We start from the raw sequence: 18,716 nt of genomic DNA, 5'->3' as shown, positions 1-18,716 counted from the left end.
AGACGAAAGAGAGATGTATGTCCGATAAAAAATTGTTATTGAATCTGTATTGGCACATGCATCAACCCGATTACCGGGATCAGGTCAGTGGTGAGTATGTTCTGCCGTGGACCTATTTGCATGCGCTTAAAGATTACAGTGACATGGCCTATCATCTTGAACAGAATCCAAAGGCCAGAGTTACCTTCAATTTTGTCCCTATTCTGGTAGAGCAATTACAGGATTACGCCGAACAATCCCGTATCGGCCAATGGCGTGACCCGTTGTTACGCTTATTGGCCAGTCCTGACCTGGATCATATTAGCGATGCGGATTGCCAGTTGATTGTGGATAGCTGCTTTAAAGCGCACCACGAGAAAATGCTTAGTCCGTTCCCGCATTACCAGCGATTGTTGCATCTTTATGAATTGGTCGAGCCAGTGATGAAAACAGGACAATTTCATTACCTCTCTGCCCAGTACAAGTCTGACCTTCTCGTTTGGTATCACCTGGCGTGGACGGGCGAAGGTTTACGCCGCAAGAGTAAGGTCATTCAGCGCCTGATGACAAAAGGGTTGCTGTTTACCCTGGAGGACCGCGTAGCTTTGCTGGAGGTGCTTAGCGAAACCATGCAAGGCATTTTACCGCGCTACAAGGCACTGGCTGCCAAAGGGCAGATTGAGCTCACTACCACGCCTTACTATCATCCTATCCTGCCATTGCTGATTGACCTCAAAAGTACGCAAGATGCAATGCCAGTTGCACCTTTACCTAAATCGCCGAATTACCCGGATGGTTATGCGCGCGCCATTACCCATGTTGAAGCCGCCAAGGTTTTTCATGAGAAAGTGTTTGGGCAGAAATCAATTGGCATGTGGCCAGCAGAGGGGGCAGTCTCTCATGCTGCCTTATCACTATTGGCAGAGCAGGACGTTGCCTGGGCAGCGACCGGGCAGGGTGTACTTGCCAATAGCCTGAAAAAACTGGGACTGGAACACGAACATGCGAAAGACTATTTATACCAACCATATCGTGTCACTAATGGCCAGCAGGATATCGTCTGTTTTTTCCGCGATGACCAATTATCCGACAAAATTGGCTTTGAATATTCCAAGCAATACGCAAGTGAGGCTGTCAAAGATTTTATCCAGTCACTTGAAGCTATTCACGCCAATAGCGATATAGATACGACGCCCGTTGTAAGTGTGATTCTCGATGGTGAGAATGCCTGGGAATATTACCCTTACAACGGCTATTACTTTTTGCAGGAGCTATACCAGACTCTGGCGAATCACCCGCTGATCCAGATGACGACCTTTAGCGATATTCTTGCTTTGCAGCAATCACAAGTTTTACCACAGCCCAAACTCCTGAAAGATATTAGCGCCGGTAGCTGGGTGCATGGCACTTTCAGTACCTGGATCGGCGAACCAGCCAAAAACCGCGCATGGGACCTGTTGTGTGAGGCTAAGCGTGACTATGACCAGCACGTGCACAAGCTTTCACTCTCTGCCAAGGAGAAATGCCAGCAGCAACTGTCTGTCTGCGAAAGCTCAGACTGGTTCTGGTGGTTTGGCGATTATAACAATGCGCAAAGCGTCACCAGTTTTGACAAGCTTTACCGCCGTAACCTGAGCAATCTTTATCATTTGCTGGGACTAGTCCCGCCTGACAACCTGTCCCAATCTATAAGCCAGGGCGGTGGTAATTCGGAAAATGCAGGCACTATGCGTCGAGGGACTTCTTGAATGGGTGTCAATTAACTTGATCAGCCAGTCGCCTTTACTTTCACTTAACCCTTACAAGACCTCAATTCAATAAAAACAATATGACGCAAGCCAGACAAGTTGGTGTATTAATGCATATCACCTCATTACCCGAAGGTAATGTTGGTCCGGATGCGTATCGTTTTGTAAATCATCTCGTCGATATGGAAGTGTCTATCTGGCAAACCTTGCCAGTCAGCCTGCCGCATGAAGATCAGTCTCCCTACCAAAGCGTTTCTGCGCATGCCGGGCATACCGGGATGATCAGTGTAAAACAGCTTTTGAACGAGGGCTGGTGCCTGCCGGATGAAGTAAATCTGTCTCAACCTGAGTTATTTTCCAAGGTCATGCTGCGCGTGCAGTCGAATGGTGCTATTTCCAAAGTGGATGGCCATGGCTTGAGCTGGTCAGGTTTCGCACGTTTTTGCCAGGCGCAACAATACTGGCTTGAAGATTTTGCCCTGTTCATGAGCCTGCGTGAGCATCATGGCTACAAAAGCTGGAATGAATGGCCCGAAGCTTACCGTGTGCACGATATATTGGCGTTGCAGGCATTTGCGGAAACGCATCAGGAAAGGCTGACGCTGATCAAATTCACGCAATATATATTTTTCCAGCAATGGGCCCAGCTAAAAATATATGCCAACCAGCGCGGCATCAAGTTGTTCGGTGATCTTCCGATATTTGTTGCCTATGACAGTTCTGATGTATGGGCGCATCCAGAGTTGTTTAAACTGGATGCACAGTCAAACATGACTGTGGTGGCCGGCGTGCCGCCAGATTACTTTTCAGTCACTGGCCAGCGCTGGGGTAATCCGCATTACAACTGGGATGCCATGCAATCTAATGGCTTCTCCTGGTGGCTGGGGCGTATTGAAACCCAGTCAAAGCTATTTGATATTGTGCGCATAGATCACTTCCGCGGGTTACAGGCAGCATGGGAGATCCCAGCCAGTGAACCGACTGCCATCAATGGCTACTGGCAATCCGCTCCAGGCCATGCGCTATTACAAACCATCTTACAAACTTTCCCACAACTCAGCTTGGTGGCCGAAGATCTCGGCATTATTACTGAGGATGTAGATGCCCTAAGGCATGCCTTCCACCTGCCTGGCATGAAAATCCTGCAGTTCGCGTTTGGCAGTGGTTACGATAATCCCTATCTGCCGGAGAATATTGATGAAAACAGTGTGATCTATACCGGCACACACGACAATGACACCACACTGGGCTGGTATCAGGAGGCGGACGAAAGTGCACGGTTGCATTTGCAGGACTATGTGCGCCAGGAATCGCCAGAAATGCCTTTAGCCTTAATGCGGTTGGCCTTAAACAGCATCGCGTTCCTCGCTGTGGTGCCTATGCAAGATATTTTAGGGCTGGATGGCAGCGCACGTATGAACACACCCGGCACCAGCATTAATAACTGGGCCTGGCGTATGCATTGGGAACAACTCACCGATGAAAAGGTGTCCGTATTCAAACAACTGGTAAAGGAAAGTGGCCGCGCCTATGCCTGAATCCAGCACAGCCATGCGCCTGGGACTGGATGTCGGTGGCACTAACTTAAGACTAGGTGTGTTCTCTGATCTCACATTGTTAGAGGAAACCCGTTTTCAAGCCAACTATTCCGCCATTTGCAAACAAAACTCACCTGAGCAAGCGTGGCAAAATATATTGCAAGTAACTGCCACGGCAATCCAAACCATGCTGGATAAGCATCCTGAGATTCAGAGCATAGGAATAGGCTTCCCGGGTTTTATCAATCCGGAAACTGGTGTACTTGCTCAATCACCAAATCTCCCCGGGCTACTTAATGTCAATTTGGGCAGGGATTTATCACAGCTACTCGGACGGAAAGTACTCGTAGTTAACGATGGCAATGCAGCGGCCTATGGTGAGTACTGCTCCCTCGAACAACCTGCTGGTGGTTTGCTATATGCAGGTCTTGGTACCGGGATTGGTGGTGGATTGGTTGCCAATGGCAAAGTATGGGCAGGGGTACATGGTTACGCATTAGAGTTAGGCCATTTGATTGTTGAGCATGATGGCCCGGAATGTGGTTGTGGCAATCGTGGATGTGTAGAACAGTATGCATCAGCCACAGCAATTGGTAAAAACTATGCCAGGCAAACCGGCAAGCAATTGTCAGCACATGAAGTTTCAACGCTAGCTACACAAGGTGACAAACAAGCGCAATCAGTGTTTGCAGTTGCAGGTGAAAAGCTAGCACAGGCGGTTGCGCTAACGCTAAACATTGTCGATGTAGAAAATGTGGTGATTGGCGGTGGAGTGGTGTCTTCCTGGTCTCTGATGGAAGGGTCTTTCACAAACCGGCTTCAACACGATTTGATTCCGGTATTGCGGGATAAAGTAAACATTCATCTCTCAGCTTCAGGGGATAATGCAGGCATTTTAGGAGCAGCTTTGCTTGCAGATAATTAAGCTTAAGTGACGGTGATAAGCTGGATGTGATAAATTACGTTGTTTTTCAAAAAAATTAAAACATTAATTAAAAATTCTGGGAGGAATTGTCGTGCTTAACAATAATAAAACGGCTTTAGTTTCTGCGGTGCTTTTTGGTTTATTCAGTAGTCATTCCCATGCAGCATTAACCAATTTCACTTCGAGTGGCAGTGAAGTTGTATTTAGCAGTGCAAGCGTAATCACGTGGACTAAAGATGCCAATCTACTGGGGTCTATGTTCAACAGCCAAGGCTTTTCAACCGTTGTAAATTCAATTATCGGTGCTTATTCAGGAAGTTACTCTTTAAGCAGTGCGGACTTTCACAACAATGGGACTGCAACCTGGTATGGGGCGGTGGCATTTGTTAACTATTTGAATCACGTTTCTTATGCCGGCAGCAACCAATGGCGTTTGCCAGCCATCATAGATACAGGTGCACCTGGGTGCAGCTTTCCTCTGAATAATATTGATTGCGGCTATAACGTAGACACTAGCACCGGAGAAATGGCGACCTTATATTACGATGAGCTTGGCGCTAAAGCCGTAAAAGATGTTCATGGTAATTATCAATTTGATATCGCTGGTATTCCAGATACTGCCATTTTTGATAATGAAGTCAGGGATATTTATTGGACATCCCTGCAGTCGTCTGCAAATCCTGATAGTGCTTGGATATTTGCTACGGATGATGGTGTGCAAATGGATGGCTACAGTAAATCTTCGCATACCTATGTCTGGGCAGTCACTTCAGCGTTAGCCGCCCCGGTGCCTGAAGCGGATAGTCTGGCCATGCTGATAGCAGGGTTGGGTTTGCTCGGGCTGATGAGCAGGCGCCTACAGTCAGTCTGATCAGGCTGCTATTAAAATAAAAAAGCTGACCCCTGGTCAGCTTTTTTATTTTAATAATTTACTTTATAAATATCAATTAAATTATTGATTAATAATATTTTTATGATGAATTCTCAAAGCCCATTGCACATGCTCTCTGACCAGTTTATTGACATCGTGTTGCCTGGCTGTTAGTGCATTGATCACGGCAGCTGAAGTCGGGGCATTGCCTAAACCCACTGCCACGTTGCGCAACCATTGCACATAGCCGATACGATAAATCGCGCTGCCTGCCATGCGCTGCTGAAACTCCGTTTCTGTCCAGGTAAAGCAGGTCACCAGGTCCGTGCTGTCCAGGCCATTGCGTACGGCAAAATCGCTTTCTTCAGTGGCAACAGCAAACTTGTTCCACGGACAAATAAGCTGGCAATCATCACAGCCATACACGCGATTACCGATTAACGACCGCAACTCCAATGGAATGCTGCCTTTGTGCTCGATAGTTAAATAAGAAATACAACGCCGCGCATCGAGCTCATAAGGGGCGACGATGGCCTGGGTAGGGCAGATATCGATACACGCACTGCAACTGCCGCAATGTGAAGTCGTTGGTTGATCAATCGGCAAAGCCAGGTTGGTATAGATTTCCCCTAGGAAAAACCAAGAACCTTGTTGTCGATTAAGCAGCAAGGTATGTTTTCCGCGCCAGCCTACACCAGCTTTGGTTGCCAGTGCGACCTCCAGCACGGGTGCGCTGTCGGCGAACACCCGGTATTCAAAACTACCAAAGGTGTCGGTGATACGTGTGCATAACTGCTGGAGCTTTTGCCGCATGACTTTATGGTAATCCCGCCCCATCGCATAACGCGCGACATAAGCTTTGTTCGTATCTTCAAGAATTTTCCAGCCATCCTGTGCATCGTCCGGCATGTAATCCAGGCTCACAGAGATCACGCGCAAAGTACCGGGCACCAATTCTGCCGGTCGGCTGCGCTTGGAGCCGTGTTTTGCCATATAATCCATGTCGCCATGGTATTTTTTTTCCAGCCAGCGCATAAATCCTGGCTCAGCGGCGGACAGGTCAGTATCGGTAATGCCGATATTGCCAAAGCCCAATTCGCGCGCCCAGCCCTTGATCGTGGTTGCCATTTTTTCGGCAGCATGATGATCAGGTAACTGAATGGGAGCGGGATGTAAATGGTCTGACATGACAGAAACGTATTCTACACAGATTTTAAAAGACGAAGCAGCGACTACGCATGCGGCAGGTTTGCTGGCAAAGCAGTTACAGCCAGGGCAGGTGATTTACCTGCATGGTGACCTCGGTGCCGGGAAGACCACGCTGGTGCGCGGTATCCTGCATGCACTGGGGCATAGCGGAAAAGTCAAAAGCCCAACTTATACCATCGTAGAACCTTATAACCTGTCTATCGGTTCATGTTACCATTTTGACTTGTATCGCTTTCAAGACCCTGAGGAATGGGAAGCCGCCGGATTCAGGGATTATTTCAATGCCACGAGTATTTGCATGGTCGAATGGCCTGAGAATGCAGGTACTTTGTTACCAATTGCCGATATTGAGATTCAGTTTGATATTTTGCCACATGGGCGCGTGCTGCATATCACTAGCCAGCAACCGCTATCATTGGAAGGTTTATGCCAGTAAGTCGTTTTAACTGCTTTAAAGTCTGGCTGCTGACAGCTTTGTTATTTGCATTCAGCATCGCGTCACAGGCCGCTGAAGTGATTCTAGCCAATTTGCAGCAGCAGGGTAGCCAGGTGCATCTGGAGTTGTTGCTGGACCAGCAGGTGAAATACCGGGTATTCACACTCGATAACCCGTTTCGGGTAGTGATTGATATGGATACAGTCGCTATCAGCCCCACCTTAAAAGCGTTGCCACCGCAGCTTGATCCGCAGCATCCTTATCTCTCTAAAATCCGTATTGCGCCATTTACCGAAAATACCACCCGACTGGTGTTTGATATCAAATCTGATATCAAACCTTTGGTGACTGATATGAATGCCGGTAACTCGCAGCAACGCCTGGCCATCAGCATTGCCCCGGCTACAGCCACGACTGAACCACCGCTAGGTTCACCGGCCTTGGCACATACAAAAAAACTGCAAGAATCTGATGCTGTTGGCAATGAAGAAAAACCTGGTAGTGCCACCGAGCCAGTCGCTGAGCCAGTAACTCCTGGTACATCAGCAGAAAAGCCCGTGGAGAAGTCAGTTTCAGATAAGCCAGCTGAAAAGCCGGTTGAAAAACCTAAACAAGTAAAACCAGGCCAGAAAATTATCACCATCGCGATTGATGCGGGCCACGGTGGCGAGGATCCCGGCGCCAGAGGTGCCAAGGGCAGCCACGAAAAGAATATTACGCTGGCGATTGCACGCAAACTGAAACAACAGATTGATGCCGAAGATAATATGCAAGCCATCCTGATCCGAGATGGTGATTACTTTGTGCCATTGGGTGACCGCGTTAAAAAAGCGCGTGCAGCAAAGGCTGACTTATTTATCTCTATCCATGCAGATTCGTTTATCAACAGCACCGCGCGTGGTTCTTCGGTGTTTGCATTATCCGAACGTGGCGCCACCAGTGCCGGCGCACGTTATCTGGCGAAGAAAGAAAACGCGGTGGACTTGATTGGTGGCGTGGCCATTGATACTCGCGATATGGACCTAGCACGTACATTATTGGATTTATCACAAACGGCTACTATTCATGACAGTATTCGGATGGGTAAAGCGGTATTGGGGCGTATTGCCAAAATTAATACCTTGCATTCCAAGTATGTGGAACAGGCGGCGTTTGCGGTATTAAAATCACCGGACATTCCTTCGATTCTGGTAGAAACGGCGTTTATCAGTAATCCTGAAGAAGAAGCCAGGTTGAATGATGATGGGTACCAGGATAAGTTGGTCAATGCGATTCTGTCGGGGGTGAAGTCGTATATAGCGACGAACCCTTCATTTTCAAAAAAATAAAAGTCAGATCTCTCAGGCGAGTTCTTCTGTACGTCATTCTGGCGTAGGCCAGAATCCAGGCTGGGTTAATTTTGGCTAGTAAATATAAGAAAAAGTACGCTGTACTGCTTAAGTATTTGGTTATTTCTTTGGATATGCACGATTCCTTTTCGCTTCTCAGGCACTAGCGCTGTTGCGCCAATTCCGTCTCTCTCTGCGTCTTTCCATATCCCGCCTGCACCTTCAACGCCCGGCTGATAAATCCATTCAAAGTCTTCCTCGCCTCATCCACCAACTCTCTATCCGTGAAAATTTTAGGATACTGATACCCCAGCCAACTATACAAACTTAAATGCTGGCAAATCAGTTCTGCCTGTTCCAGATATTGCGCTTGTTTGCCTTTCAACCACTCTGGCAGCATCGGCAATGCGCGCGGTTGTTGGTGATAAATAGCCTGTATGCACTGCACAAAGTAATCACGTGCAATCGGTACCTGTATCGCAAGAGGGGCGCACATCAGGCGATATTTATCACGCATGGACAGTTGCGGAGCAGTTTCATCAATCAACAGCGCCTGCTGGTGCTGCATCGATGTGATCTGCCATTGCATGGTTTGCGTACCAGATTGTCGTTGATATTGCGTATGTAAATATTCCACACATTCCGCAAGCCGCCAGGTGGGAATCCGCTGGCTTAAATCTTCAATATCGCCGCCGCTGATTGCGACTGGCAGGGCAAAGGGTGCCACGGTGTCATCGCAGCCCAGCATTTCATTCAAATGCCATTGCTCATCATCTTCCAGCACCGTGACATAGCCGGTGTCATACAAACCATGCCGTCCGGCACGTCCGGCGATTTGCCGCATTTCGGTGGCGTTCAGCATGCGTGGTGCCACACCATCGAACTTATGGATATTGGCAAAAATCACCCTGCGGATAGGCAGATTGAGTCCCATGCCAATCGCATCGGTGGCCACTAGTATTTGCGCTTCGCCACTGGCAAAGCGGGCTGATTCGCCGCGACGTACTTCAGGAGAAAGCGCACCGTAAATAGTAGCAACCTGAAATCCCCACTGGCGAATCCTGGCTGCCAGCGTCAGCACATCTTTGCGGCTGAAAGCGATAATCGCATCGCCTGCCTGCAAGACTTTTCGCAACTTGGCTGCGTGGTACCGTTCACCGCAAATACTGGCATCTTCAATCACCAAAGGCGTCATGCGCTGCAAGTGGGTGAGGGTGTAAGGCTCATTGAGTGCATCCAGCACGCGGGTGCAGCTTTCAGTTACGCTATTGGCGCCGCAGATAAACACCTGTCTGGCGGGCACGCCAACTAAAGCAGCAGTCCATGCACTGCCTCGATCCGGGTCCATCAGCATCTGGATTTCATCAATCACGGCGACATCAACCGCCATATCTGGCCGCAGCATTTCAATCGTGGAAGCGGTGTGTCTCGCCCCAGGAACCATAACTCGTTCTTCACCCGTGACCAGGTTGCACGCCACGCCTGCCTGCATCAGCCGGTCCCGCACTTCCATCGCCAGTAAACGTAGGGGCGCCAGGTAAACGCCAGACTCCGCTTTACGCAAGGTTTCCAGGGCCTGGTAGGTCTTGCCTGAATTGGTCGGGCCGACATAAAAGTGATGCTGGCGTTTAAGCTGGCGGGCGAGGGCAAAACGGTTGAGGTAGGCCTGGAAATCGGAAAGCGACATGGCCTCCATTCTAGCAAAACAGGTAGAATAAGCAGATGCAAATTAAACTACTTCCAGATCAACTCATCAGTCAAATTGCTGCAGGTGAGGTGGTGGAACGCCCGGCCTCGGCACTCAAAGAACTCCTTGAAAACAGTGTTGATGCCGGTAGCACCCAGATTCAAGTGGCATTAATTCAAGGTGGCACCAAACTACTCAAAGTCACTGACAATGGCCACGGCATTGCCAAAGATGAGCTGGAACTCGCCTTGACGCGGCATGCCACCAGTAAAATCCAGAGCCTGGAAGACCTGGAGCAGGTTGGCAGTCTCGGCTTCCGTGGTGAAGCGCTGGCGAGTATCGCTTCAATTTCACGCACTGTGCTTACCAGCCGCCAGCAGGCTTCCAGCCATGCCTGGCAGATTAGTGCTGAAGGCACGCAAGGTCAGCCAATCAGCCCGGCAGCGCTTGATGAGGGTACCATCGTTGAGGTACATGACTTGTATTTCAACACGCCAGCCCGCCGCAAATTCCTGAAAACTGAAAACACCGAGTTCGGCCATTGCGAAGATGCATTTACCCGTATCGCCTTGTCGCGCTCGCAAATTGGTTTTTTACTGCAACATAACGGCAAAGCCATTATGCGGCTGGCAGCAAATACGCCACAGCAACGTATTACCGATGTCTTAGGTAACGAGTTTGCCTCACAAAGCGTCTGGCTGGATGAAGGCAACGGTGGTTTGCGCCTGTGGGGCATGACCGCATCGCCTACCTATCAACGCCATAGCCGCGATACGCAATATGTGTTTGTGAATGGCCGTTTTGTGCGCGATAAGTTGATTGCGCATGCCATCAAACAGGCTTACCAGGACGTATTACATGGCGACAAACATCCGGCTTTTGTGTTATTTCTGGAGCTTGATCCATCGCTGGTCGACGTCAACGTTCACCCGGCCAAAACCGAAGTCCGTTTCCGCGAATCGCAAGCCGTACACCGGTTTATTTTCCATAGCCTGCACAAAGCATTAGGCAAGACTTCAGCCGAAATTCAAGCTAGCCAGCCGGTGCAAGCGCCATTTAACCCGTTTACGCCCGGGCTATCCATGCCGCGCCAGCAAGTGGAAATACCCCTGCAAAACCGCTCGGTTTTCGATGGCAATTACCAGCCGACCATCAGTAATGGCGCAGCTATTGCCCAACAATTTTACGGGCAAATGTATGGTGACCTGAAACCTACTAACGTGAGTGTATTGGGGAGTATCCAAGAAAACGCTCTTTCAGAAGATTACTTAAACCCGATATCACTGTCTGAAGCCGTTCTCACTCAAGAATCAGCGCCACAAGCGCAACAATATCCACTCGGTTTCGCGCTAGGCCAATTGCACGGCATTTATATCCTGGCCCAAAATACGCAAGGTATGGTCGTCGTCGATATGCACGCGGCACACGAACGCATTATGTACGAGCGCCTGAAAAGTGCTTTAAGTGAGCAAGCCATCGCCACACAGCCATTGCTGATCCCAATGAGCTTTTATGCAGAAAAAGTAGAAGTTGCGACATTGCAATCTCTGCAAGGCAGCGATACCTTACAACAGCTAGGATTTGATTTAGCTACCTTGTCGCCGACCACCATTGCCATCCGTGCCGTCCCGACTATGTTGCAAGATGCTGATGTGGTGTCATTAGCCCGCGCCGTGTTGCGTGATCTACATGAGTACGGTGCCAGCAGGGTATTGCAGGAAAGACAGAATGAAGTGCTAGGTACGATGGCTTGCCATGCCGCTGTCAGAGCCAACAGGCAGCTCACACTCACTGAAATGAACGCTTTGCTAAGGGATATGGAAGCCACTGAAAGAAGCGGGCAGTGTAATCACGGCCGACCAACCTGGTTCCAGGTCAGCTTGAATGATCTGGATAAGATGTTTATGCGTGGGCAATAATATAAGCCTATATAAGAAAACTAAATAAAAATAATAGGTTATGGCTTATCCAATTGAACAAAAGTTAGTCATCAGTGTTGCTTCAAGCGCTTTGTTTGATCTAACTGAATCTCATGAGGTTTATAAAACCCACGGCGTAGAGGAATATCGCCAGCATCAAGAAAAGAACATTAATGTTCCGTTTGCAAAAGGCGTTGCGTTCCCCTTTATTCGCAGGTTCCTGGCAATTAACAAGGCCTTTCCCAAAGAGTTGCCGGTAGAAGTTGTGCTGTTATCAAGAAACTCACCGGAAACAGGATTGAGAGTGTTCAGATCAATCCAACATTACGGCCTGGATATCTCCCGCGCCAGTTTTATGACAGGCAGGTCTCCGCATGAATATATACCAGCATTCAATACCTCACTATTCCTGAGTGCCAACGAAGCGGATGTGCAAAGTGCGATAGATTTAGATTATCCCGCAGGCGTAGTTTTACCCTCAAAAGTCTATGATGATGAGACTGATACGGAGTTGAGAATCGCCTTTGACTTTGATGGCGTGATTGCGGATGACGAAGCTGAAGCTGTTTTTAAAACGAATAATGATCTAACCGAATTTGAAGCACATGAGGTTGCAAAGCAGTCTATCCCGCATCAGGCTGGCCCTTTGGCCGATCTGTTTAAAAAACTGTCTTTGATGCAAAAGCTGGAAGACAAACTCCTGAGCGAAAATCCCGATTATAAAAAAATATTGAAAATTGCCATTATCACAGCCAGGGGTGCGCCTGCTCACGAACGTGTCGTCACAACCCTAAAGGAGTGGGGCGTTTCAGCAGATGAGTCTTTTTTCCTTGGCGGCATGGAAAAGGCCAGGATTCTTTCAGTGTTAAAACCGCATATGTTCTTTGATGACCAGAGAAGTCATTTGCAATCTTCTGCTGGCGGTATTCCGATGGTGCATATTCCATTTGGGGTTGCTAATTCAAAAGTTAAATAAAATATTAATAGCAAGATTGTTACTCTGCCTATAGAGATAAAAACAACGATAATTTAATCATATTAGGCTATGCATAAGAAGTTTTTCAAGGTGTGAGTAATTCAAACATGGCCGGCAATCTAGGTTGAAGTTGGCTTCAATGATTTAGATAAGATGTTAGGCGACCTCAGTAAGCGTAATATAAAACCATAGTCGATACATAAAAATGAAACTAAGATATTTTTAGAGGGGGAGTTATGGAACATCAAGATAATCTTTTTGAAGAGTATTACAAATCCGCAAGAGATTTGATTTTGGAGCGTTTTTCTAGCCCTCTCTTTTTCTCTTTTATTATTTCTTGGTTAATAACTAATTACAAAATTGTGATCACAGTCTTGTCCGACCAGACAGCAGAGTTCAATGTATATTATAAATTTTGGCTTGTTCAACAGTATTTTAATATTTGGGATGGCCTCGTTTATCCTTTAGTAGCGGCCTTAGCATATGTCTTCCTATATCCACATATTGATTTAAAGATTACAGAGTATCTTTTAAATCGAGCGATTGAAAAAAGAAATTCAATTCACGACATTGAGAAAACTCAAACAAGAACAGCTGCTGAAGTTGCTGCAATTCATTTAAGACACTATAAAGTTGAGTCCGAATTACGAAAAGAAATAGAGGATTTAAGAATCACCGAGCAACAATTACGAGAAAAAATTTCTAGTTTCGAAACAACGTCAGTCGAAATTCCTCTAGAGCCCAGCTCAAATGCATTTGTAGATGAGCCGTTAGCTAAAAGTGAGAGCTCCGATATCAGATGGGATGCTGAAGAATTAGATACGATAAAGGCTTTAGGAATATTAGTTGATAATGGAGACGAGTATGTGGAGTTTGAAAGTATTGTTAATTATTCAGATTATTCGCAATCAGCAATTCGACTTGCCTTGTTAGATTTGGTAGAGCACAAATATGTTGATAACAATGCGAGTGTTTACTGGCTGACCAAAAAAGGCTTGGCTAAATACAAGCAGATTGTAAAAGATGCAAGGGTTTAAGATCAGTTGGCCACCTTGATAAGCCTATATTTTGCTTCGACCATTTAAGGTGTGAAACAATTTTTTTGAATGTAGATATAACTTTCTTAAACTACATTGACATTCTAGTATTACCTGCCGAAATTCGCTGTATCGCTTGCGGCGGCTGCCCATAAGCCCTGAGAAAAGCCTGTCGCATACGTTCTCTATCTCCGAAGCCTGTTTCGCGGGCAATGATTTCAATCTGGTGGTGGCCGGTTTCCATCATCAGCCTGGCCGATTCTACGCGCAGTCGCTCTACCGCTTTGGCAGGCGGTAGCCCGGTTTCTTCAGTAAACACCCGGCTAAATTGGCGCGGGCTCAGGCTGGCAACTTCTGCTAAGGATTCAACGGATAAATCTGCTTTCAGGTTTTCTTTGACGTAGGAAAGCACCATTTGCACGCGGTCAGATTTTGCGTCCAACTCTAATAGAGTTGAAAACTGGGATTGACCACCACCACGGCGTTGATGAATAACTAATTTACGGGCGATTTGTCTGGCTACATCCAAGCCAAGGTCTTTCTCCACAATGGCTAATGCCAAGTCAATACCTGCTGTTAAGCCTGCCGAAGTCCAGATCTGGTCATCTACCACGAAAATTTTGTCTTCATCTAACTGCACTTTTGGATAGAACTTCCTGAATGTATTCGAATGCAGCCAGTGCGTAGTGGCTCGCTTGCCATCCAGCAAGCCTGCTTCTGCCAGGATAAATGCACCAGTACAAATGGCTGCGATTCTCCTGATATGCTTGGGAGATTCACGTAGATAGTCCAGCAGCTCAGGTGAGGGCAATTTGCAATCGTTATCGCCTCCCACAATTAATGTGTCGTAAGTAGAGTCAGTAATCCGCTCGGTATTGACCGAAAATGTCTGCGAGGTCATGACCGGGCCGCCATGTTCCGATACCAGGCGGAAATGGTATGTTTTTTCAGGATGCATCAGGTTGGCATATTCAAAGACTGCGGAAACGGCCAAGCCCAGTGCCTGAAAGTTAGGAAAGACCAAGAGACCTATCGTATGCATGAATTTCCTTTATTTTTTGTGTGGCATAAATAATTCTTATGATATTAAATATGCCATTCATTCCACACATGGTTAAATGTTAATTATCAATATGGTTAGCATAAAACAATGTCTATATAAAAATAAAGTGAACATTTCAGCAATGGCATAAAACATTGTATATATGTCATTGATGATATTTGGTATCAAGATCAAAATGCGCTTCGTAATACAAATCAAGACACATTTTTATCTGGAGAAATAACATGACATCTACAAATAAAGGCACTGCAGTAGTCACGGGCGCATCCACTGGGATTGGTGCGGTATATGCTGATCGTTTGGCAAAAAGAGGCTACGACCTGATTCTGGTTGCCAGAAATATTGATCGCCTGAATACGCTGGCTGAGCGCTTGACCAAAGAAACTGGTGTTAAGGTCACGACCATAGGCGCTGATCTGAATGACAAGAAAGCTCTTGGCGAACTTGAAAAAATCCTGAAAGAATATAAAGACATTAACATGCTGGTGAACAATGCTGGAATTGGGTCTGTGGCTTCCATTCTGGATGCAGATGTAGATGAAATGGAAGCGATGATAGATTTGAATATCACTGCGCTAACGCGTTTGACTTATGCAATTGCGCCGGTATTTGCGGCAAAAGGTAGTGGGACCATTATCAATATTGCGTCTGTCGTTGGGATTGCGATTGAGTTGCTAAATGGTGTTTACAGCGCTTCAAAATCTTATGTGCTCAGCTTTGGGCATTCTTTGCAAAAAGACCTGGCTGATAAAGGCGTGCGTATTCAAACGGTATTGCCTGGCGGCACTGCAACCGAGTTCTGGGATGTGGCTGGTTACGCAAAAGTGAAAGAAGCACCGACCACAATGAGTGCAGAGGACTTAGTGGATGCTGCATTGGCTGGCCTGGATAATGGCGAACTGGTGACGATTCCGCCATTGCAAGATAATCAAGATTGGGAACAATGGGAAACTGCACGCCGTGCATTGACTCCAAAATTTGCCAATGCAAAACCTGGCAGCCGCTATGGTCTTGCTTCATAACATTTAGTAAAAGGTTGCGCTTATGTCTGAACTCAACACGATACAAACTCATATTAATTTGGGTGATCGTCAGCTTCACCGTATTGGTTTCGGCTCTATGCGTATCACAGGAGCCGGGGTTTGGGGGCAACCTGATGACCCGGCCCATTGCCTGGAATTATTGCGTAGACTGCCCGAGCTGGGCGTTAATTTTATAGATACCGCAGACAGTTATGGCCCGAATGTCAGTGAGGATTTGATTGCTGAGGCGCTTTATCCCTACAAAGGACTGACGATTGCAACCAAGGCAGGATTGACCAGGCAAGGCCCTAATATATGGACACCAGTGGGGCGACCAGAGTATCTACGTCAATCGCTATTAATGAGTTTGCGCCGCTTAAAAGTAGAGCAAATTGATTTGTGGCAATTGCATAGAATAGATCCTAAAGTTCCTAGAGATGAGCAATTTCAGGTAGTAGCTGAGTTTCAGAAAGAAGGCTTGATAAAGCACATTGGTTTGAGTGAAGTGAAGGTTGAAGATATTAAAGAGGCACAGAAATATTTCAATGTGGATACTGTACAAAACCAGTTCAATCTTATCAACCGCCAATACGAGGATGAGCTGGATTTTTGTGCTGCCAACCAGATTATTTTCATTCCATGGTATCCGCTAGCCAAGAATGCCCTGGCTGGAAAGCTGGATGTGTTGGGCCAGATGGCGCAGAAATACCAAGCCACACCTAACCAGATCGCGATCGCATGGTTGCTGAAACGCAGCCCTGTGATTCTGCCTATCCCCGGCACCAGCAAGCTGCAGCATTTTGAGGAGAATATGCAAGCTATCGATATCCAATTAACAGACCAGGACTTTGCCTTGCTGGCGGATGCTTACAAGACGGTTACTTCATAAGCCTAAGCTTATCCAGGCATGAGGATAGCTCCTATCAAAAGCTTCTAGTTATGACTTCATAAAACTGTCATTCGGCAATCAATGGTTTCTGTTATTTTTACGACAAATAAAATTTAATAATAAAAAGTGAGTCGTTATGAAATTTCTGAAAACAGCTTTTTTGTTGAGTCTAGCGTTCACGGTAAACGTCAGTCATGCGTTAGTGATACCTGATGCTGGACAGTCTTTGGTAGTTGATAGCTTTGAGACGCTTTATGTTAATGATGGAGATGTTCTAAATTTTTCATCAGTTAATATAAAACAAGGCGGCGGAATAGATATTTTTAGTAATACGCAGGGAGCTACTTTCTCTATTGCCGTTGAAGATGATTTTTCTCTCGCTGGGTACTTAAATCTGTTTGTTGCAAATACCGTGATTTACGCTACTAATATTTATATTTCAGGGAATATAAATATTCAACATCAAGGAACACTCGCTTTACTTTCTCAACACATTACCTTGGCTGACGGTTCTGCTGTAAGTTTCATGTCTCCCGCATCAGCTGTGCCTGAAGCTGATACCTATCCGATGCTGCTCACTGGTTTAGGTTTGATCGGCGCAATCATTCGTCGCCGTTATATTTAATGAATAATTGAATGAAAAAAACCTCGTCGGAATCGAGGCTAAGCAAGCGTGGCAAACAAGCACTTGGCTGCAGCTATTGGTGATGCATGTTTTTTCCTGCTATTTCAAATCTGCTGCTAGTATGCCTGCATGAAGAATCCAGCGCCATCCACTCTCAGTAGCGATCTCGAACTCATTGAAGCAAACCGGCAATTCTACGACCCGCTATGGACGGATGCGCGGCTAGTCAGCCCTGAGCGCTTCAATACCTGGCCGTTAGTGTCATCTTTGATCTCCCAATCTCAAACTCGTCTTGAAATCGCTCCGGGCTTAAGGCCGCGATTACCTATTGAGGGCACACATTTCGTGGACATCAGTGCACCCGCAGTTGCCAAGCTGCAAGCGCATGGTGCTAATGCGATGCAGGGCCTGGTTTCGGCGCTGCCGTTTGAGGATGGCATATTCGGCCTGGTATGCGCTTTCGATATTATCGAGCATGTCGATGACGACGATGGCGCTTTATCCGAGCTTTCGCGTGTGGCTGCACCTGGTGCGACATTGCTGCTCTCGGTGCCGCTGCATCCATCGCAGTGGACAGCTTTTGACGACTTTGTCGGACACTGTCGCCGTTACGAACCAGAATCTCTCGTCGCCAAGCTTGCCAAATTTGATTTTGAAATCGAGCAAAGTGCTATTTACGGTATGCAGCCGAAATCGTCACGCCTGCTTGATCTCGGCATGTGGTTTCTCACCCATAGACGTAAACGCGCGCTGTGGTGGTATAACAATGTATTCATGCCGATGGGTGTACGTTTCCAGAAGAAGCTCGACCTTGTCACGGGAATGATAGACACCAAAGGAGTGGATGAGGTGCTGCTTGTATGCCGCAAGATAAATAAGCGTAATACAGCTTAATAATGGTAATAGAGCTTTATCGCTGATCTAAAATGATGAAGCCTGTTATTAACAGGCTTCATCTATCTAGCGTCAAATAGTGACTATTGAATAATCCCTAGTTGTTTAAATAGCCCATACGTATCCAGCACATCCCAATGTTCTGCCAGTTTGCCATTCTCGATTCTGAAAATATCTACTGCATGGATGCTGTAATGCTTGCCGGTAGCGGGGATGCCTAACCAGTCACCTTGCTGGGTGCCTGAATACACGCCATACGCCCATACCATATCACCTTCTGCGACCAGTTTTTCCAGCTGATAGTGCCAGTCCGGGGCTGCTTTAAACCAATCCGCAAAAAAAGCTTGAAATCCGCTTAATCCTTGTGGCACCAGCGGGTTATGTTGAATATAGTTTTGCTGCATAAACTTCGGCAGTTGAGTGAAGTCTTTTTTCACAAAAACGGCATCGCAGAAATCTGCCAATAGTTGCTTGTTTTGTTGAGTGATATCTTGCGCCATGAGGGTGGTTCCTTTCGTTAACAGTGTTGTCAAAATCAATGCATTCAATATGCGTTTGATAAGTTTCATC

Annotated in this window: 17 protein-coding genes; 13 read left to right on the top strand and 4 right to left on the bottom strand. The window is 46.9% G+C overall.

Annotated elements, in window-relative coordinates; genetic code table 11:
- Positions 1-17 precede the first annotated feature (17 nt).
- From ASG24_RS00640 to ASG24_RS00625, 4 genes are all read left to right on the top strand, one after another.
- Positions 18-1,727 carry a glycoside hydrolase family 57 protein gene (locus tag ASG24_RS00640; protein ID WP_055866671.1) on the top strand — a complete coding sequence of 570 codons (1,710 nt, stop codon included), beginning with the start codon at positions 18-20 and terminating at the stop codon, positions 1,725-1,727.
- An 80-nt stretch (positions 1,728-1,807) separates the two neighbouring features.
- On the top strand, positions 1,808-3,265 hold the full coding sequence (gene malQ / locus ASG24_RS00635; protein WP_055866668.1) for a 4-alpha-glucanotransferase: 1,458 nt from the start codon (positions 1,808-1,810) through the stop codon (positions 3,263-3,265).
- Entirely contained in the window at positions 3,258-4,190 is a 933-nt protein-coding gene (locus ASG24_RS00630) for an ROK family protein (protein ID WP_055866665.1), read from the top strand. Before malQ ends, ASG24_RS00630 begins: the two co-directional genes overlap by 8 nt.
- A 91-nt stretch (positions 4,191-4,281) precedes the next feature.
- Positions 4,282-5,061, top strand: a complete 780-nt coding sequence (locus tag ASG24_RS00625; protein WP_055866662.1) for a DUF1566 domain-containing protein — start codon at positions 4,282-4,284, stop codon at positions 5,059-5,061.
- A gap of 81 nt (positions 5,062-5,142) precedes the next feature.
- Here ASG24_RS00625 and queG read toward each other — a convergent pair whose 3' ends face one another.
- Positions 5,143-6,249 (bottom strand): tRNA epoxyqueuosine(34) reductase QueG, encoded by a 1,107-nt coding sequence (queG, locus tag ASG24_RS00620; RefSeq protein WP_055866659.1) that lies wholly within the window; start codon positions 6,247-6,249, stop codon positions 5,143-5,145.
- Here queG and tsaE point away from each other — a divergent pair.
- Together tsaE and ASG24_RS00610 are read left to right on the top strand one after the other, a co-directional pair.
- On the top strand, positions 6,248-6,706 hold the full coding sequence (gene tsaE / locus ASG24_RS00615; protein WP_055825215.1) for a tRNA (adenosine(37)-N6)-threonylcarbamoyltransferase complex ATPase subunit type 1 TsaE: 459 nt from the start codon (positions 6,248-6,250) through the stop codon (positions 6,704-6,706). The two genes, queG and tsaE, sit on opposite strands and share 2 nt — an antisense overlap.
- Entirely contained in the window at positions 6,697-8,034 is a 1,338-nt protein-coding gene (locus ASG24_RS00610) for an N-acetylmuramoyl-L-alanine amidase (protein ID WP_055866657.1), read from the top strand. Before tsaE ends, ASG24_RS00610 begins: the two co-directional genes overlap by 10 nt.
- Positions 8,035-8,197: 163 nt before the next feature.
- Here the strand turns inward: ASG24_RS00610 and ASG24_RS00605 are convergent, their stop codons facing one another.
- Complete coding sequence (locus ASG24_RS00605; RefSeq protein ID WP_055866655.1) at positions 8,198-9,721, bottom strand: helicase-related protein; 1,524 nt, start codon at positions 9,719-9,721, stop codon at positions 8,198-8,200.
- 35 nt (positions 9,722-9,756) lie between these two features.
- Here ASG24_RS00605 and mutL point away from each other — a divergent pair, with 35 nt between their 5' ends.
- The 3 genes from mutL to ASG24_RS00590 all read left to right on the top strand — a co-directional run bounded on the left by mutL (position 9,757) and on the right by ASG24_RS00590 (position 13,653).
- A complete protein-coding gene (gene mutL, locus ASG24_RS00600) occupies positions 9,757-11,640 on the top strand; it encodes a DNA mismatch repair endonuclease MutL (RefSeq protein ID WP_055866652.1) in 1,884 nt (627 codons plus the stop codon).
- A gap of 40 nt (positions 11,641-11,680) precedes the next feature.
- Entirely contained in the window at positions 11,681-12,616 is a 936-nt protein-coding gene (locus ASG24_RS00595) for a 5'-nucleotidase (RefSeq protein WP_055866649.1), read from the top strand.
- A 236-nt stretch (positions 12,617-12,852) separates the two neighbouring features.
- Entirely contained in the window at positions 12,853-13,653 is an 801-nt protein-coding gene (locus ASG24_RS00590) for a hypothetical protein (RefSeq protein ID WP_055866645.1), read from the top strand.
- Positions 13,654-13,744: 91 nt separating this feature from the next.
- Here the strand turns inward: ASG24_RS00590 and ASG24_RS00585 are convergent, their stop codons facing one another.
- The gene (locus tag ASG24_RS00585) at positions 13,745-14,695 is read right to left on the bottom strand and encodes a GlxA family transcriptional regulator (protein WP_055866642.1); all 951 of its coding nucleotides are present in this window, start codon (positions 14,693-14,695) and stop codon (positions 13,745-13,747) included.
- A 245-nt stretch (positions 14,696-14,940) separates the two neighbouring features.
- Between ASG24_RS00585 and ASG24_RS00580 the strand changes: the two genes are divergently transcribed.
- From ASG24_RS00580 to ASG24_RS00565, 4 genes are all read left to right on the top strand, one after another.
- Positions 14,941-15,738: an SDR family oxidoreductase gene (locus ASG24_RS00580; RefSeq protein ID WP_055866639.1), complete on the top strand. Its 798-nt coding sequence runs from the start codon at positions 14,941-14,943 to the stop codon at positions 15,736-15,738.
- 22 nt (positions 15,739-15,760) lie between these two features.
- Positions 15,761-16,627 carry an aldo/keto reductase gene (locus ASG24_RS00575; protein ID WP_055866635.1) on the top strand — a complete coding sequence of 289 codons (867 nt, stop codon included), beginning with the start codon at positions 15,761-15,763 and terminating at the stop codon, positions 16,625-16,627.
- 136 nt (positions 16,628-16,763) lie between these two features.
- Positions 16,764-17,252 (top strand): PEP-CTERM sorting domain-containing protein, encoded by a 489-nt coding sequence (locus tag ASG24_RS00570; protein WP_055866633.1) that lies wholly within the window; start codon positions 16,764-16,766, stop codon positions 17,250-17,252.
- Positions 17,253-17,597: 345 nt separating this feature from the next.
- Entirely contained in the window at positions 17,598-18,146 is a 549-nt protein-coding gene (locus ASG24_RS00565; protein WP_200936955.1) for a bifunctional 2-polyprenyl-6-hydroxyphenol methylase/3-demethylubiquinol 3-O-methyltransferase UbiG, read from the top strand.
- 83 nt (positions 18,147-18,229) lie between these two features.
- On the opposite strand, the gene ASG24_RS00560 is transcribed toward ASG24_RS00565, so the two are convergent.
- Positions 18,230-18,715 (bottom strand): ester cyclase, encoded by a 486-nt coding sequence (locus tag ASG24_RS00560; protein ID WP_055866629.1) that lies wholly within the window; start codon positions 18,713-18,715, stop codon positions 18,230-18,232.
- Position 18,716: the final 1 nt, after the last annotated feature.

This window comes from Methylophilus sp. Leaf414 (assembly GCF_001425425.1).
Taxonomy (GTDB): Bacteria; Pseudomonadota; Gammaproteobacteria; order Burkholderiales; family Methylophilaceae; genus Methylophilus.
Note: the sequence above shows the minus strand (reverse complement) of the source record. Positions and strands in the feature narration are given on the sequence as shown.

Coding starts and splice junctions, on each gene's coding strand:
- ASG24_RS00640 (WP_055866671.1), top strand. CDS start 18: ATGTCCGATAAAAAATTGTTATTGAATCTGTATTGGCACATGCATCAA.
- malQ (WP_055866668.1), top strand. CDS start 1,808: ATGACGCAAGCCAGACAAGTTGGTGTATTAATGCATATCACCTCATTA.
- ASG24_RS00630 (WP_055866665.1), top strand. CDS start 3,258: ATGCCTGAATCCAGCACAGCCATGCGCCTGGGACTGGATGTCGGTGGC.
- tsaE (WP_055825215.1), top strand. CDS start 6,248: ATGACAGAAACGTATTCTACACAGATTTTAAAAGACGAAGCAGCGACT.
- queG (WP_055866659.1), bottom strand. CDS start 6,249: ATGTCAGACCATTTACATCCCGCTCCCATTCAGTTACCTGATCATCAT.
- ASG24_RS00610 (WP_055866657.1), top strand. CDS start 6,697: ATGCCAGTAAGTCGTTTTAACTGCTTTAAAGTCTGGCTGCTGACAGCT.
- ASG24_RS00605 (WP_055866655.1), bottom strand. CDS start 9,721: ATGTCGCTTTCCGATTTCCAGGCCTACCTCAACCGTTTTGCCCTCGCC.
- mutL (WP_055866652.1), top strand. CDS start 9,757: ATGCAAATTAAACTACTTCCAGATCAACTCATCAGTCAAATTGCTGCA.
- ASG24_RS00595 (WP_055866649.1), top strand. CDS start 11,681: ATGGCTTATCCAATTGAACAAAAGTTAGTCATCAGTGTTGCTTCAAGC.
- ASG24_RS00590 (WP_055866645.1), top strand. CDS start 12,853: ATGGAACATCAAGATAATCTTTTTGAAGAGTATTACAAATCCGCAAGA.
- ASG24_RS00585 (WP_055866642.1), bottom strand. CDS start 14,695: ATGCATACGATAGGTCTCTTGGTCTTTCCTAACTTTCAGGCACTGGGC.
- ASG24_RS00580 (WP_055866639.1), top strand. CDS start 14,941: ATGACATCTACAAATAAAGGCACTGCAGTAGTCACGGGCGCATCCACT.
- ASG24_RS00575 (WP_055866635.1), top strand. CDS start 15,761: ATGTCTGAACTCAACACGATACAAACTCATATTAATTTGGGTGATCGT.
- ASG24_RS00570 (WP_055866633.1), top strand. CDS start 16,764: ATGAAATTTCTGAAAACAGCTTTTTTGTTGAGTCTAGCGTTCACGGTA.
- ASG24_RS00560 (WP_055866629.1), bottom strand. CDS start 18,715: ATGAAACTTATCAAACGCATATTGAATGCATTGATTTTGACAACACTG.